This window comes from Microlunatus elymi (genome assembly GCF_007362775.1).
GTDB classification, from domain to species: Bacteria; Actinomycetota; Actinomycetes; order Propionibacteriales; family Propionibacteriaceae; genus Microlunatus; species Microlunatus elymi.
Map to the genome: position 1 here is coordinate 606,989 of NZ_CP041692.1, position 14,611 is coordinate 621,599.

Consider the following 14,611-nt stretch of genomic DNA (forward strand, 5'->3'; position numbering starts at 1 on the left):
GAACTTTTCGACGCGCTTGAGCACGAAACCGGCGCCTGTGGACAACTGCGGCCGATGGTCGGGGTGGTTGTACGAAGCTTGTCCAGTGTCCGAGCTGCCTCGATTCCGCGCCGAGTTGCCGATGACTCAATCGCCTCGTGCGCTGGGCGTGCTGGCCGCTCAGGGAGTCGGCCCGCGCTCGCTGGCCGGGAGGAATTGGTCCCGCAGCAGCAGGGGCTTTTACCGTCCTGCGTCGGACGGACCGACACTGCCGACGCAGCGGATCCTCGACGTCCTGCCGCTGCTCGGCTCGACGGGCGTCATCGGCGGTTGGGCGGCTGCGTTCGTGGCCGGGGCGGACTGGCTCGACGGCATCAACCCGTACACCGGAGGACACTTCCCGATCGACATCATCAGCCCTGCACTGAAACGACGCAGCAGCGCAAGGACTCGTTACCGCAAAGGGCAGCTGGCAGAAGATGACGTGGTGGCACCGGACGACGTCGCACCGATCACCGCACCGTTGCGGACAACCTTCGACTGCGGGCGCTGGGCGCCGAGTCTGGAGGAATCGGTGGTGGTCCTGGACGTGATGATCCAGCAACTCAGGGTGGTCAGGTCCGAATTGACGACCTACGCCTCGGAGCACCACAGTCTCCACGGTGCTGCACAGGTGCTCGAGGCCGCGCGCTGGGCCGTCCCGGGAATCAAGAGTCCGTGGGAGACGCGGTTGCGGATGTGTTACTGCCAGCAGGCGGGTCTGCCTGCGCCATTGGTCAACCAGCCGATCTTTGACCTGGACGGCCAGTTCCTCGGTGAACCGGACCTCTTCGATCCTGAGGCGGGCTTGGCGACCGAGTTCGACGGCGAATATCACCGGGAGCGGCATCAACATCGCGCGGACAATCTGCGCGAGGAACGTTTGGAGGAGGCGAATGTGACGGTGCAGCGGATCGATTCGCTCGATCTGATCCGGGACCGTACGCCGCTGGTCGAGCGGATCCGCCGCGGCTACCAGCGAGGGACGCGACGCAACCGCCGCCTGGACTCCTGGTCACTCGACCAGCCCGAGTGGTGGCGCCGGCGCAACGAGTGAGGCACGTCGGGAGACACGGATACCGAGAGATGGCTGAGGGGGGCATGGAGGACACGGGTCGAGGCGCTTCGCCTCCGGACGCCGAATTCTCTCCGAGCTTCCGGCGCCTTGTCCGAGCTTCGGTCGATTGCTCCGAGCGTAGATGGCGCGAAGGGTGGAATCAGCGCACGGAAACTCGGCGAAGTGGGCGCGAGCTCGGACAAGTCGGCGGAAGCTCGGACAACCGGCCGATCGGGCATGGCTCGGCCCTCCCGCGGAGTGAATCAGCGCGGGAGGGCCGGGTGCTCTGAGCGCGTGAACTATTACGCGGCGCGGCGGAGCTGACGACGGACCGGGCCGGCGATCTCGGCAGCGGCGGCCAGCACCTGGGTCAGCGTGGGCTTGGCCCGATCAATCGCGGTGAGGCGGGTCGGGCCCTCCTGGGCGGCGCGTTCGCGGCGCAGGTGCCGCTTCACCGTGGACAGCGAGCAGCCCAACCGCTGAGCGATCGAATCCAGCGTCTCGTCCGGATTGGCCCGCCGAAGTCGTACCACCTCTTCGTGGTCGACGGGCCGGTTCCGGGCGGTGGCGCCGGCGAACGTGTCGAAGTCCTCGGGCTCGACGGTGATGCCGAGCCGGCGACGGATCTGGGTCCGCTGGCGTTGGGTGGTGCCGGCGACGTAGCCGGCGACATCGTGCTGGACGACGGCGTCGTACAGACAGGTCTGTTGGAACGGGCAGCCGGCGCAGATCTCCGCGGCACGGTCGGTCAGGTTGGCGTAGCGGTGGCGAAGTGCGGCCGGCGCGCTGCTGGTCGGCGGCTCCTCCATCAGGCGATCCTGGAACAGCGCTGCGTTGCGTACGCAACCGGTGGCGTTCTTGCTGCGATCGTCCATGGTGCTCATCACGTTTCCCCTCGTGTCTCGTGCGTCAGCGATCTGACGGGCCTGAGACGTAGGGGCTTCGCGGTTGGGTTCCCTCGATTTTCACTGAATTCGAGAGTCGTTCCGCGAACCCCAATGTCTGCGACTGCCGGCGACCCTGCGGTCAGCTGACGGATGTCGCCGGCCCCGACACCGGCTGATCCGCCCCTTGCCCCGATTGGACTGACCCGATGAGGCCTGTCTTGACCCGACGAGGGGTTCTACTGACTTGTTGGACCACCTGCGCCCTCGGTTTGGACGCAGGAACAGTCAAGCCGACGGGCGGCAGCGAGGGATCAGCCCGAGGAACGATTCGGGTCATTCCGCGGAATGAATGCAGCCGTACGAGGGCGTCCGCCCTGAGGGCCAATTCCGTGCGGAAACTCCCATTGCGCCCGGACGTGGAAATGTCCGGGCTTGCAATCTCGAGAAATTACAGATACATGCCGTCGCTGCGGCGGTTCTGCTCGCCGGGACCGGGCTGCGGTCCGGGCATGGCACCGGGCGGAAGTGCGCGGCGCATCTGTTCCAGCTGGGCCCGAGCGGCCATCTGCTGGGCGAAGAGCGCGGTTTGGATGCCGTGGAAGAGACCTTCGAGCCAGCCGACCAACTGGGCCTGGGCAATCCGGAGTTCGGCATCGCTGGGCGCCTGATCGGCGGCGAACGGCAACGCCAGTCGATCCAATTCCTCGACGAGTTCGGGAGCCAGACCATCCTTGAGCTCGGCTATGGACGCCGAATGGATGTCCCGCAGGCGCTCCCGTGATGCCTCGTCCAGCGGAGCCGCCTTCACCTCGTCCAACAGCTGCCGAATCATGTTGCCGATCCGCATCACCTTGGCCGGCTGTTCGACCATGTCGGTGACCGAGGGTTCGCGCTCCTCGTCGGAGTCCGGATCCTGACTGGGCGCACTCTCCACCGCCATCGCCTGCGGCGCCACCACATAGACCCGACCGTCCTCGGTCTGGCCGGCCACCGGCGGCTGGCCCTGCGGTGTCCCCTCGTCCTGCGGATTCTGCGGTTCGGTCATGAGACCCGATCGTAGTGGTGCGGTCGGTTCGTTCCCCGACGGGCACGAGTCCGGAAGCGCCACTCCGGCAGCCCGATGATGCGACAAGTCGGGTTTGGGTCGGAGCGTCCGGCTGGGCGAAACTCGTTAGCGAGCGCGGCCGGTGCGGCTCTAGGCTGATCCAGCTATGCATGACTTCCCCCCGGCTGTTCCCGGTTTCAACACGACGGTCCGGAAACACCAGGACCTGCCAACGCTCGAAGAGGTCCGGCCGGACGGCTCCGTGGCGACCCGTCTTTCGCCGGAGCTGGAGCGGCCGAGGAACCGACGTCAGCGCGGATCGGACGGCCAACCCGACACCCGCAGCCCGTTCCGATTCCTGCTCTGGCTGCTCCGCCAGCAGTGGGATGTCGTGCTGGCCGGGGCGGGTGTGTCGGTGCTGTGGATGATGCCCGGCACGCTCGGCCCGTACATCATCGGCCGGGCGGTCGACGACGGCATCACTGCGCACGACACCAGCCAGTTGATCTACTGGTCGGCGCTGCTGCTGGGCGTGATCGTGATCGGTGCGATCTTCGGCATCATCGGCCACACCTGGGTGGTACGCAGCTGGCTGATCGCGCTCTACCGGACCACCAAGATGGTGGCCCGCAAGACCGGCCAGCTCGGCCACGTACTGCCGCAGCGGACGCCGACCGGCGAGGTGTTGAGCGTCTCGTCGGCCGACAGCGATCAATTCGGTGCCCTGACCGAGGTCTTCGCCCGGGCGGTCGGGTCGCTGGTCACGTTCGTGATCGTGGCGCTGATCGTGTTGTCCACCTCGCCCAAGCTCGGGGTGATGGTGCTGATCGCCGCGCCCGTCCTGGTGCTGATCGCGATGCCGTTGCTGCGGCCGTTGCAGCGCCGCCAGACGATCGAGCGCAACCGCAACTCCAAGCTGACCTCGATGGCCACCGACATCGTGGCCGGCCTGCGAATCCTGCGCGGGGTCGGCGGCGAACGGACCTTCGGCGAGAACTACGCCGAGCAGTCGCAAAGCGTACGCAAGGCAGGTGTCGCGGCCGGCATCTGGCAGGCCGTGACGGACGCCACCGGCATCCTGTTCTCCGGGCTGTTCCTGGTGACACTGACCTGGGTCGGCGCGCTGCAGGTGCTGCAGCGTGAGTTGACCGTGGGTGAGCTGATCAGCTTCTTCGGCTACGCACTGTTCATGGTGGCCCCGATCCGTACCTTCTTCGAACTCGCACAGAAGGCCGTACGAGCTCAGGTGTCGGCGGCCAAGACGATCGCTGTGCTGGAGCAGGAACCGCCGTGGATCCAGCCGGACCGGCCGCGTGCGCTGTCGGCGTCCGAACCGCTGATCGACGAACGCAGCGGATTCCGAGCCGAACCGGGCAGGCTGACCATGGTGGTCACCGCGCTGCCCGACGACTCGGCGGCATTGGCCGACCGGCTCGGCCGCTACCTCGTTGTTGATCATGAACCGGTGAGCCTCGAGGTCGACGAGTCGCTGAAGGGCGGTGCGGCGGCCAGAGCCAGGGCGGAGAAGGAGCGGCAGCGTCGGCTGCTGATGATCAAGGACCGGGAACGGGCCCAGGGTGCCTGGGGCGTTCGGCTCGGAGGAGTTGATCTTGCCGAGGTGCCGATCGACGAGGTACGCCGGCACATCCTGGTCAGCGACACCGGCAGCATGGTCTTCGCCGGCACGCTGCAGGAGGCGGTCGATCCGCATGCCCGGCTGAGCCTGGAGCTCGCCGAGGCGGCGATGCGTACGGCCGCCGCCGAGGACGTGTACGAGGCCGTCCCGGGCGGCTGGCAGGGCCGGCTGGACGAGCGCGGCCGCGGCCTGTCCGGCGGTCAGCGGCAGCGACTGGTGCTGGCCCGGGCCCTGGGCGTGGACCCGGAGATCTTGATCTTGGTCGAGCCGACCTCCGCGGTCGACGCGCACACCGAGGCGATGATCGCCGAACGGCTGGCGGAGCATCGTGCCGGCCGGACCACGGTGGTGATGACGGTGTCGCCGCTGTTGCTGCATTACGCCGATCAGGTTGCGCTGATGGAGAACGGGCGGATCGTCGCCACCGGTACGCATCACGAGTTGATCGGTTCCGAACCGCGGTATCGCCGGGTGGTGGCGCGTGGCATGGACGAGGCCGAGGTCGCGCCGATCGTCGACACCGTGGACGTGATCGGCGGCGCGGCGTCGCTGGATGCAATCGACGATCTGCGCAAGCAGGCATGGAATGTGCTGGACGGGGGAGAGCGATGAGTGAGGCCGTCTCGCCGAGCAGGGTGGGCTCGCCCGGTGGTGCGGGATCGTCGGTGGTCACGCCGATGGCCGACTCGGCTGCGACCTGGGACGCCGATCGATCCCGGCTGTCCGACGGCCGGCGTGAGTCCCGGATTCCCGATGAGCTGCGCATCCCCAGCCACGTCTCGGCCACCGCCCGGCTGCGTGCCTGGCATCGCCGCCACCTGCTGCGGGAGGAACGGGCACAGCGGTTCTACGCCCGGTCTCGCAATCCCGAGCGAGGTCTGCCGGTTGCCGGTGGGCAGGCGGTGGCGGAATTCATCCGCAGCCTGCTGGTGCGCCGCAAGGGACTTGCGCTGCTGTTGTTGATCTTGAACGGGTTGGCCGCGGTGGCCGGTTTGATCGTGCCCCGGATCCTCGGCCAACTGGTCGATGACGCGTCGGCGGCCGGCACGGTCGCAGCCACCATCAACGGTCTGGCGATCGCGGTGATGGCGATCGTGATCATGCAGGCGCTGCTCACCTTCGGGGCACGCTGTTCGGCCGCGGTCTTCGGTCAGGACCTGCTGGCCGCGGCCCGGGAATACATCGTCCGTACGGTCTTGCGCCTGCCGCTGAGTCGAGTGGAGAGTGCCAGTAGCGGCGACCTGGTGACCCGGGTGACCCGCGACGTGTCGACGATGAGCGAGTCGGTGCGGTGGGGTCTGCCGGAGGCTGTGGTGGCGTTGATCACCACGGTGCTGACGGTGGTCGCGATGGTGTTGAACTCGCCGTTGCTGTCGTTGCCGATCTTGGTCTCCGCGGTGCCGTTGTGGATCGCGGTGCGTCGCTACTTCTCGCATGCGCCGATGGGTTACATCACCGAGGGTGGTACGTACTCGGCGATCAACACCTCGCTGACCGAGAGTGTCGAGGGTGCTCGCACGGTGGAGGCGCTCGGCCTGCAGAACAGCCGGATCGCCTTGACAGACGAGGATATCGAGGAGTCGGCGCAGGCGGAGCGATACACCATGTCGCTGCGCAATCTGCTGTTCGGCGTGATCGACATCGCCTACAACACCCCATTGGTGTGGACCATCCTGCTCGGTGGTTTCGGGTACGCCGAGGGCTGGGTGACGCTCGGACAGATCACCGCCGCCACGCTCTACATCCAGGCCGTGGTGGAACCGCTGGATCGCTTGATCAGCAACGTCGATCGGCTCCAGGTCGGCGTCGCCTCCACCACCCGTCTGCTCGGCATCGCCGCGGTCCCGCAAGATCGCGAACCGACCGAGCAGAAGCCGTCCGATTCGCACCTGGAAGGTCATGATCTTCGCTTCGCCTATCGCGAAGGTCACGACGTGTTGCATGGAGTTGATCTTGACCTGGTGCCCGGGGAGCGGCTGGCGATCGTCGGACCGAGTGGTTCGGGCAAGTCGACGCTGGGTCGGTTGTTGTCGGGCATCAACGGTCCGCGGACCGGCCGGGTCACCGTCGGTCAGGTGGATCTGACCAAGCTGCCGCTTGATCAACTTCGTACCGAGGTGTCGCTGGTCACCCAGGAACATCACGTCTTCGTCGGCACCATCCGGGACAACATCGTGCTGGCCCGGGAGGACTCGCCGGACGAGGTGGTGATCGACGCGCTCCGTACGGTGGATGCCTGGGACTGGGTGCAGCGGCTGCCGGCCGGGCTGGACACCATGATCGGCAGCGGCAACGCGTCGCTGACGCCGGCGCAGGCGCAGCAGGTGGCGCTGGCCCGGCTGGTGGTGGCCGACCCGCACACCCTGGTGCTGGACGAGGCGACGTCATTGATCGACCCGCGGACCGCGCGGCATCTGGAGGGTTCGATGGCTGCGTTGCTGGAGGACCGTACCGTGGTCGCGATCGCGCACCGGCTGCACACCGCGCACGACGCGGACCGGATCGCGGTGGTGATCGACGGCAAGATCGCCGAGCTCGGCAGCCACGACGAGTTGCTGGCCGCCGACGGCGAGTACGCCAGCCTCTGGCACGCCTGGACCAGCTGATCGCCCCACCGGCGCAGTTGCCGCGAACTCGCCCCCACTCGGCTCCGGTCCGACCGCTCCCGCGCACCCACGGCTCTCCCGCGGAAGTTCGAACTTCCGCGGGAGCACCGGGGATGCGCGGGAGCGGGTGGGCTAGCGGCGGACCGGGATCGAGTGAGGCTGTGTCAGCGCTGCTGGCCGTCCTCGAAGTAGGTGATCAACTCGGTCGGCAGCTGCGGCACCTGGCGGGCGGAACCGTCGCTGCGCAAGGAATCCGTGGCCACGCAGCCGGCCGCCACCGCCTGCCGGGCGGCGATCGGGGAGGTCTCGGTCTTCCCGCCGTGAACGGCGAAGCGGAGGAATTCGCTGATCAGCCGTGGATCCGCGCCGCCGTGACTGCCGCCTGCATCGCCCTCGCCAATGATCAACTTCTCGTCCGGTTCGGCGTGGCCGTCGTGCCGGTGATCCCAGATCGCGATCACGTCACCGGGACCGTCGCCGAGGTTCTCGATCCGCCCCTTGGTGCCGATCACGGTGTAGTTGCGCCAGTAGTCCGGCGCGAAATGACACTGCTCGTACGAGGCGAGCACGCCGTTGTCCAGACGCATCTGCATCATCGAAACGTCTTCCACGTCGACGATCTCGTTCAACCCGGACTGCTCGGTCGGCGGCCAGATCCCCTTGTCGTACCAGTCCCACATCCGATCACGGCTGTGATCGGTGCGATCGGTGATGTTGCCGTAAACCATCAGGTCGCCCATCGCCGACACGGTGCTGCTGTAGCCGCCGGCCAGCCAATGGATCACATCAAGATCATGAGCGCCCTTCTGCAGCAGCAGACCGGTGGAACGGCTGCGATCGGCATGCCAGTCCTTGAAGTAGAAATCTCCACCGGTACTGACGAAATGACGACACCAGACCGTCTTCACCTCGCCGATCCGGCCGCTGATGATCAACTCCCGCAACTGCCGAACCACCGGCATGTGCCGCATGTTGTGGCCGACGTAGAGACGCGTACCGGTCTGGTACGCGGTCTGCAGCAAGGTGTCGCAATGCGCGATTGTGGTGGCCAGCGGCTTCTCGCAGAACACCGGCACGCCGGCCTTCAATGCACGCATCGCAACCGGGAAGTGCTGATCGTCGGGTGTCGTCACGAGCACCGCGTCCAGCCCGGCGTCGAGAAGTTGATCAAGGTCATCGGTGATCAGTGCGTCGGGCAGCGCCTTGGCGGCGTCCCCGCGGCCGCGTTCGCTGAGATCGCAGATCGTCGTCACCCGGCTGGGGAGCTGGTCGTCGTCCGGCCGGTGCGCGTACTTCCACAGCCCTGCGCGCATGCCGAATCCGACAATGCCGACCGACAGCTCACGGTGGGCCGGCTGTTCCGAGCTGCTGAGCGGCGTTGCTTGCTGGGACATCGTCATCGTCAACCTTTCCATCTGCTCCGGAGTGTCCGGACGCTCCCGTGATCCGGGCCGAGATCAGGATCCCAGCCCGTCGCTGTCGTGCACGGGCACACCCAAGGCTAAACGATTAGCTGCAGCGATCGAGCGCCGTCCCGAAGAATGCAGGTCGGCCCGGCTTGGCAAGCACTCGCCTCGAACCAGATCTTGCCCGTGGGATGCTCGTCGACCTCATTTCGCTGCGAGCCCCCGTTTGGCGCGGATTCCAGGAGGTTCCGGACGTTCCGGGTCGGCGTATGGGTACCCATCCTCCTGCAATCCTGTTCGGGGGCGGGCTTCGGATGTGGGAGCCCCCGGTGCGAATTCCAGGAGGTTCCGGTCTGTCTGGGTCACCAATGGGTGCGTATCCTCCTGCGATTCTGGTCGGGCGGTCGGAGGTAGCTGCAGACTGAGGCCATGCGTGCCATCACCATCACCGAACCGGGCGGGCCCGAGGTGCTGCAGGTTACCGACGTGCCGACGCCCAGTCCGAAGGCCGGCGAGGTGCTGATCAAGATCGCCGCCGCGGGCGTCAACTGGCCCGACGTACAACAGCGGCTCGGACGCTACCCGGTGCCGCCGGGCGCATCTCCGCTGCCGGGACTGGAATGTTCCGGCACCATCGAGGCGGTCGGTGACCGGGTGGCCGGTTGGCAGCCCGGAGACCCGTGCGTCGCGCTGCTTTCCGGCGGCGGTTATGCCGAGTACGCGACCGCGCCGGCCGGCCAGGTGCTGGCGCCCCCGGACGGAGTTGATCTTGTCAGCGCCGCCGGTCTGATGGAGGTCGCGGCGACCGTGGTCTCGAATCTCGACCGCGCGGCGCTCGCTGTCGGCGAAACGTTCCTGGTGCACGGCGGGGCGGGCGGGATCGGATCGTTCGCGACCCAGTACGCGAAGTCGCTCGGCGCCACCGTGATCACGACCGCAGGCGCGGAGTCGAAGCTCGAATACTGTCGCTCGCTCGGCGCCGATCTCGCTGTTTCCTATCACGACGACTGGGCTGCCGCGATCGCCGAATTCACCGGTCAGCGCGGCGTCGACGTTATCTTGGACATCATCGGCGCGAAGTACCTCGAGGCGAACACGACGGCGCTGGCGATGGACGGCAGGCTGGTGATCATCGGTTTGCAGGGCGGCCGAAAGGCAACGCTGGACATTGCCGCGCTGATGGCCAAACGCGCCACGGTCACCGGGACGATGTTGCGCCCCCGGCCGGTCGAGCAGAAGGCCGCGATCTGCCGGCAGGTCGCCGACGAGGTCTGGCCGCACCTGGCCGACGGCTCGATCAAACCCGTACGGGAGACGCGGATGAGCTTGGATGAAGCCGCGGCCGCGCACACCCAACTTGAGTCCGGCGACAACGTCGGCAAGATCCTGCTGGTGGCCTGACCCAAACCCGACTTGTCAGCGGCACGAGGCGCTGTAGCGCCTTCTGCCGCTGACAAGTGCGTGGATTAAGATGCCGGGAGCCCGGGCCGGTGGACACCGTACCGAGCAGGCCTGGCGAGGTCGCATAGTGGACTAGTGCAGCCGCCTTGAAAGCGGCCGAGCGGCTCAAACCGTTCCGTGGGTTCGAATCCCACCCTCGCCGCAACAAGGCGATGCCGGTTCGTCCGAGGTGAGCCCGGCTCGATGGAATGCAGGCTTCGATGGGAATGCAGGGTTGATGGAGAAGTACGTGCTGACCGCCGCTCAGCCGATTCGGTCGGCGGTGATCAGTGCGGTCGCCGACCTGGTCGGCGCGGTGCTGTTCGTGATCGGGATCGATCGGGACAATGCGGTACTGATCGTGATCGGGATCGTCCTGTTCGCGCTGGGTTCTGCACTGGTGGTGGCGGCGTCGATGCTGCGGCAGCGTATCCGGACCGAGATCGTCCTGGACGACGACGGCATCGGCATCCACAGCGCCGGTCGCTCCGCCCGCGCCCGCTGGAGCGAGATCACCGCCGTCAGCCGGGACCGGCGTTCGATCTACCTGGCGCAGGAGAAGACCGACGGCCCGACGTTGAAGATCGACAGCCCTCGCGGCCCGGACGATCCCCAGTTCCGCGAGCTGGCTCGGGTGCTGTCCGAGCGCCTTGATCAAGATCGCGGCTACCACGACCTCTGACTGCTCGGTCGCCCCGCTTGTGGTCGGTGCGTCTCCGGAGTGTTCGTTTCCCAACCGTGGTTGCGATACGTGCCCGGACCGTACGTCAGTGCGTTCGTTTCCCAGCACGGGTTGAGAAAACGTGCGCGGATCCGCGGCCGGGCTTCGACGAATCGCCGCACTGGTGGGGAAACGTACGACGGGGAAGCCTCGGCTACACCTCGGTCCCTGCGGGTGATCGGTCGGAAGTGATCAGCCGGCGGGCTTCTGAGCCGCCGCTGCCATCTCCGGATTCCAGGCGCAGGCGTCCTTGGCGGATTCGCTCTGCGGGGTTGCCGACGAGCTGCTGTCGCTGCTGGCCTCGCTCGAACTGGCCGAGTCGGTGGGCTTGGACGGCTTCTTCTTCGGCGGCTTCTTGGTCTCGCCGAGGGCCTGCTTCACCTGGTCACGCATCAGGTCGAAGTTCGGATCGGGGCTGGAGAATCCGTTCACGCCGTGCTTGAAGACCAGGCTGCGTACGTTGCCGGACTTGACCCGCATGCTCAGATTCACGAACGCGGGCAGCGCCTCCTGCGGGATGTCGGTCTTGACGATTTCCTTGCCTGCTTGAGCAATCGCCTCATACCGGGTCAGCACGGTGGCCGGGTTGGCCTGGTTGATGATGGCGTCCACCACGCAACGCTGCCGATCCATCCGCTGGAAGTCGTCGGCGCCGTAACGACCCCGGGCGAACCAGAGCGCCTTGGCTCCGTTGAGATGCTGATGCGGTCCCGGCTCGAGCCAGGTCTTCGGCGGGATGTGCAGATCGGTGTTGCCGCCGATCGCCACGTACGTGTTGATGTTGACCGTGATGCCGCCGAGCGCGTCGATCAGTTGCCGGAAGCCGTCCAAGTTGATCAAGACGTAGTAGTCAATCTTGAGCCCGAGCGCGTCACCGACGGAGATCTTCAACGCATCCGCACCGAGATTGTCGGTCTTGCCGAGGATGTCCTTCGGCACCGTCTGCGGCACGTTGTCGTACATCGCGTTCAGGAAGAACTCGGCGTTGTCGCCGTTGCCGTCGGTGAACCCGTTCGGGTAGTACTTGTGCAGCGGCGAGTCGTCCGGGAACGGCATCCGCGCCGTGTTGCGGGGCAGGCTGATCAGCGTGGTGTCGCCGGTCTTGGTGTCGATGCTGGCCACCATCACCGTGTCGGTACGCGTCCCGGTGCGATCCGCGCCGGCGTCGCCGCCGAGCAGCAGGATGTTGACCCGCGGCGTGTCCGCCCACGGATTCTTCTGTTGTGCGCGCGAGGTCGGTGCCGAGGACGGCCGGGTTGCGCTGTTGGAGTCCTTGCTGTCGTGGAAGACGGTGGTGACCAGGCTGGCCTGGTCGGCGCTGTAGCGGGCGGCCACTGCGGCGGGTGCCGCGACCGCGAACGACAGCACGCCGACCAGTGCTGCGGCGATGATCCGATGGCTTCGTCGCATCGGACCCCGGGCGACGCTCAGGTGGCTGATCACGACCACGGCGACCCAGATCAGCGCGAGCACGATCAGGCCGATGGCCACGCCGCGCAGCAGTCGGGGGTTGACCGCCGCGGCCAGCACGGCCTGGGTGTCGACCGCGGCCCAGATGCCGACGGCGATGAACAGTGCGAAGAACAGTCCGAGGACGGTCCAGCCGATCACCCGACGTCGCGCGGCGATCAGACCGAGGCCCGGCACGGCGGCGCCGGCAATGGTGAGCAGCACCGTACGGCTGAAGTCGTCGCCCTCGGCGGCATGGGCCGCTCGACGGGGACGCGGATGATCAGGATCCGGCTGGTCGTGGTGGCCGGCCGGCTGCGAGGAGCGGCCCGACGACTCGGCGTCCTTGGGAAGCTCCCAACTCCACTGGTCGGCGTCCGGCACGGACACTCCTCGTTGTTCGGCGACAGGTTCGGGCGTGGCCGCAACACGTCAGATCGCGGGCCAAACCGGCACCACTGTAAAGGTCGAGGCTGAGAACGGCACTACGAAGCCGTCACGACGACTCAGATATGAGGCCCGGACGTGGCTCACACCACAGCGTACGACGGTCCTTTTGCTCCAACCGCACCTCAATCGGTAGTCTTGCCGGGCGTTCGTCGGCTCGTCCACGGCGTGACCAAGGGGAGGCGTCGCCTAGTCCGGTCTATGGCGCCCGCCTGCTAAGCGGGTTGAGGGCTCAAACCCTCTCGCGGGTTCAAATCCCGCCGCCTCCGCCCCTGACCAGGCACAACGCCGGGGGACTCCAACACGAGAGTTCCCCGGCGTTGAACCTGAATACCGGCCGTGGTCTCAGTTTTGGTCTCAATTGTCCACATCATCGGCCCAGAACAGCCCGCCAACACGCTCGGCTACATCACGTCGAATCGGATCGGTTACGTGCTGATACCGAGCCGCCATCGAGGTACTCGACCAGCCCATGAGTGCCATCGTCGTCCGCTCCGGCACGCCCAGGACCAGCAGCACTGTCGCGGCGGTATGGCGCGCATCATGGAGTCGGCCATCCCGGACTCCGGCTCGCTTCAGCAACGCCTTCCATGCGTGATAGTCGGTGTTCGGATTGATCGGCTCCCCGAAAGGAGACGTGACCACGAAGCCCGTCTCATGCCAGAGCTGTCTGGCCAATCGTCGTTCTGCGTGCTGTTCTTCCCGATGGATCTTGAGCATCGCGATCAGGTCGTCCGGAAGCCCGATGATGCGTCGGCCGGCCTCAGATTTCGTTTCGTCGACGTCGTCGTTGATCCGGCGTCGCCGTGGACACCGACCCGGAGTCTTTCCGCACGTCTCACCGCAGCCGTGCTCATACTTTGGGCGTTGTCGGGACTTCCGAACGCGCAGAGTTCCGGTGTCAAGATCAACATCCGATTCCCACCGCAAACCGAGCACCTCGCCCTGACGCATTCCCAGCGCGAGAGCGATGGCCCAGCGAGCGGAATTTCTGCTCCTGCCGGCTTCGGCCAGGATTGACTTCACCTCGGGGATCGAATAGGGCGTGATCGGCTCGACCTTGACCCGTGGAGCCTTCGCGAGAGTGGCGACGTTACGGCTGACATAGCCACGTCTCACCGCCTCACCTAATGCGGTACGGACAGTGCGATGCACTTGGTGCGCTGTGCCTGGGCTCGCACCACCGTCCACGATCCGCCGATACAGGCGCTCGAGGTGCTCCGGCTGAAGGCGATCGAGTCGCTGCTTACCTAGAGCCGGAATCAGATGAGTGTTCACGGCGGTTCGGTACGCCTCGTAGCTGCGCTGGCGCACATTCGGCCGTGAGATCAATTCCAACCAGTGCGTCAACCAGTCCGCGACCGTCCACCGACGACCAGCTTTCGGTACGTGTCCGGCGTCCCGCGCCTTCGTCAACTCGCGGACCTTGTCCATTACCGCTTCTTTAGAGCGGCCGCGGACGTGGCGTCGATCCGGTGACCCGTCATCGCGGATCCCGACCGAGACCCGTCCGTGCCAATCGCCATCGGCCCCGAGATAGATCGACCAGGTGTTGTTCGGATTGCGTCCCATGGCGATCCTCAAGCGCTCGCGGCGTGAGTCTGCGCCCGGAGCCTGCTGACGTACTCCTCCAAGCACTCGACCGGAATGCGGCGAAGCCGTCCGACCCGAACCGACTCGACCTCGCCGGAGCGGACCAGCTCGTACATCATCGAGCGCGCGATGCCCAGCCGAGCAGCCGCGTCCTCGATTCGCAACAGCAGCGTCGGAGCATCGATTTCCGTGTGTACGTGGATGTCCGAGCACGACTCATCTATGGGTGCAGACGTACTGGTCACCTGGTGTTCGTTGAGCTCATACATGATCAACTTTCCTTCCCAGCAGTGTGATCGTTCCCAG

Annotated in this window: 11 protein-coding genes and 2 tRNA genes; 7 read left to right on the plus strand and 6 right to left on the minus strand. The window is 66.5% G+C overall.

The features are described 5' to 3' along the window. Positions 1–85 precede the first annotated feature (85 nt). Positions 86–1,075: an acyl-CoA synthetase family protein gene (locus FOE78_RS02630; protein ID WP_143984942.1), complete on the plus strand. Its 990-nt coding sequence runs from the start codon at positions 86–88 to the stop codon at positions 1,073–1,075. A 302-nt stretch (positions 1,076–1,377) separates the two neighbouring features. On the opposite strand, the gene FOE78_RS02635 is transcribed toward FOE78_RS02630, so the two are convergent. Both FOE78_RS02635 and FOE78_RS02640 read right to left on the minus strand, forming a co-directional pair. Further along, positions 1,378–1,959: a WhiB family transcriptional regulator gene (locus FOE78_RS02635; protein WP_143984943.1), complete on the minus strand. Its 582-nt coding sequence runs from the start codon at positions 1,957–1,959 to the stop codon at positions 1,378–1,380. A 451-nt stretch (positions 1,960–2,410) separates the two neighbouring features. Beyond that, the gene (locus FOE78_RS02640; protein ID WP_143984944.1) at positions 2,411–3,007 is read right to left on the minus strand and encodes a bacterial proteasome activator family protein; all 597 of its coding nucleotides are present in this window, start codon (positions 3,005–3,007) and stop codon (positions 2,411–2,413) included. A 166-nt stretch (positions 3,008–3,173) separates the two neighbouring features. Between FOE78_RS02640 and FOE78_RS02645 the strand changes: the two genes are divergently transcribed. Further along, a complete protein-coding gene (locus tag FOE78_RS02645; RefSeq protein ID WP_143984945.1) occupies positions 3,174–5,255 on the plus strand; it encodes an ABC transporter ATP-binding protein in 2,082 nt (693 codons plus the stop codon). Further along, positions 5,252–7,249, plus strand: coding sequence for an ABC transporter ATP-binding protein (locus tag FOE78_RS02650; protein ID WP_143984946.1), 1,998 nt, complete (start codon positions 5,252–5,254; stop codon positions 7,247–7,249). The genes FOE78_RS02645 and FOE78_RS02650 overlap by 4 nt, the downstream gene beginning before the upstream one ends. Positions 7,250–7,413: 164 nt before the next feature. Here FOE78_RS02650 and FOE78_RS02655 read toward each other — a convergent pair whose 3' ends face one another. Beyond that, the gene (locus FOE78_RS02655; protein WP_143984947.1) at positions 7,414–8,643 is read right to left on the minus strand and encodes a Gfo/Idh/MocA family protein; all 1,230 of its coding nucleotides are present in this window, start codon (positions 8,641–8,643) and stop codon (positions 7,414–7,416) included. A 441-nt stretch (positions 8,644–9,084) separates the two neighbouring features. Between FOE78_RS02655 and FOE78_RS02660 the strand changes: the two genes are divergently transcribed. The 3 genes from FOE78_RS02660 (at position 9,085) to FOE78_RS02670 (ending at position 10,777) form a co-directional block, all read left to right on the plus strand. Then, positions 9,085–10,056 carry an NAD(P)H-quinone oxidoreductase gene (locus FOE78_RS02660; protein WP_143984948.1) on the plus strand — a complete coding sequence of 324 codons (972 nt, stop codon included), beginning with the start codon at positions 9,085–9,087 and terminating at the stop codon, positions 10,054–10,056. 113 nt (positions 10,057–10,169) lie between these two features. Beyond that, positions 10,170–10,258 (plus strand) — tRNA-Ser (locus FOE78_RS02665). Positions 10,259–10,333: 75 nt separating this feature from the next. Continuing rightward, positions 10,334–10,777: a hypothetical protein gene (locus FOE78_RS02670; protein ID WP_143984949.1), complete on the plus strand. Its 444-nt coding sequence runs from the start codon at positions 10,334–10,336 to the stop codon at positions 10,775–10,777. A 231-nt stretch (positions 10,778–11,008) separates the two neighbouring features. Here the strand turns inward: FOE78_RS02670 and FOE78_RS02675 are convergent, their stop codons facing one another. Then, on the minus strand, positions 11,009–12,649 hold the full coding sequence (locus FOE78_RS02675) for an LCP family protein (protein WP_143984950.1): 1,641 nt from the start codon (positions 12,647–12,649) through the stop codon (positions 11,009–11,011). A 241-nt stretch (positions 12,650–12,890) separates the two neighbouring features. On the opposite strand from FOE78_RS02675, the gene FOE78_RS02680 reads away from it, so the two are divergent. Continuing rightward, positions 12,891–12,981, plus strand: a tRNA-Ser gene (locus FOE78_RS02680). Positions 12,982–13,069: 88 nt separating this feature from the next. Here the strand turns inward: FOE78_RS02680 and FOE78_RS02685 are convergent. Further along, positions 13,070–14,284 carry a tyrosine-type recombinase/integrase gene (locus tag FOE78_RS02685; protein ID WP_143984951.1) on the minus strand — a complete coding sequence of 405 codons (1,215 nt, stop codon included), beginning with the start codon at positions 14,282–14,284 and terminating at the stop codon, positions 13,070–13,072. Positions 14,285–14,292: 8 nt separating this feature from the next. Beyond that, positions 14,293–14,574, minus strand: coding sequence for a helix-turn-helix domain-containing protein (locus FOE78_RS02690; RefSeq protein ID WP_143984952.1), 282 nt, complete (start codon positions 14,572–14,574; stop codon positions 14,293–14,295). Between the last annotated feature and the right edge of the window lie 37 nt (positions 14,575–14,611).

Excerpts from the sequence above, each read along its gene's own strand:
- FOE78_RS02635 (WP_143984943.1), bottom strand. The coding sequence starts at position 1,959 with ATGAGCACCATGGACGATCGCAGCAAGAACGCCACCGGTTGCGTACGC.
- FOE78_RS02640 (WP_143984944.1), bottom strand. The coding sequence starts at position 3,007 with ATGACCGAACCGCAGAATCCGCAGGACGAGGGGACACCGCAGGGCCAG.
- FOE78_RS02645 (WP_143984945.1), top strand. The coding sequence starts at position 3,174 with ATGCATGACTTCCCCCCGGCTGTTCCCGGTTTCAACACGACGGTCCGG.
- FOE78_RS02650 (WP_143984946.1), top strand. The coding sequence starts at position 5,252 with ATGAGTGAGGCCGTCTCGCCGAGCAGGGTGGGCTCGCCCGGTGGTGCG.
- FOE78_RS02655 (WP_143984947.1), bottom strand. The coding sequence starts at position 8,643 with ATGTCCCAGCAAGCAACGCCGCTCAGCAGCTCGGAACAGCCGGCCCAC.
- FOE78_RS02660 (WP_143984948.1), top strand. The coding sequence starts at position 9,085 with ATGCGTGCCATCACCATCACCGAACCGGGCGGGCCCGAGGTGCTGCAG.
- FOE78_RS02670 (WP_143984949.1), top strand. The coding sequence starts at position 10,334 with ATGGAGAAGTACGTGCTGACCGCCGCTCAGCCGATTCGGTCGGCGGTG.
- FOE78_RS02685 (WP_143984951.1), bottom strand. The coding sequence starts at position 14,284 with ATGGGACGCAATCCGAACAACACCTGGTCGATCTATCTCGGGGCCGAT.
- FOE78_RS02690 (WP_143984952.1), bottom strand. The coding sequence starts at position 14,574 with ATGTATGAGCTCAACGAACACCAGGTGACCAGTACGTCTGCACCCATA.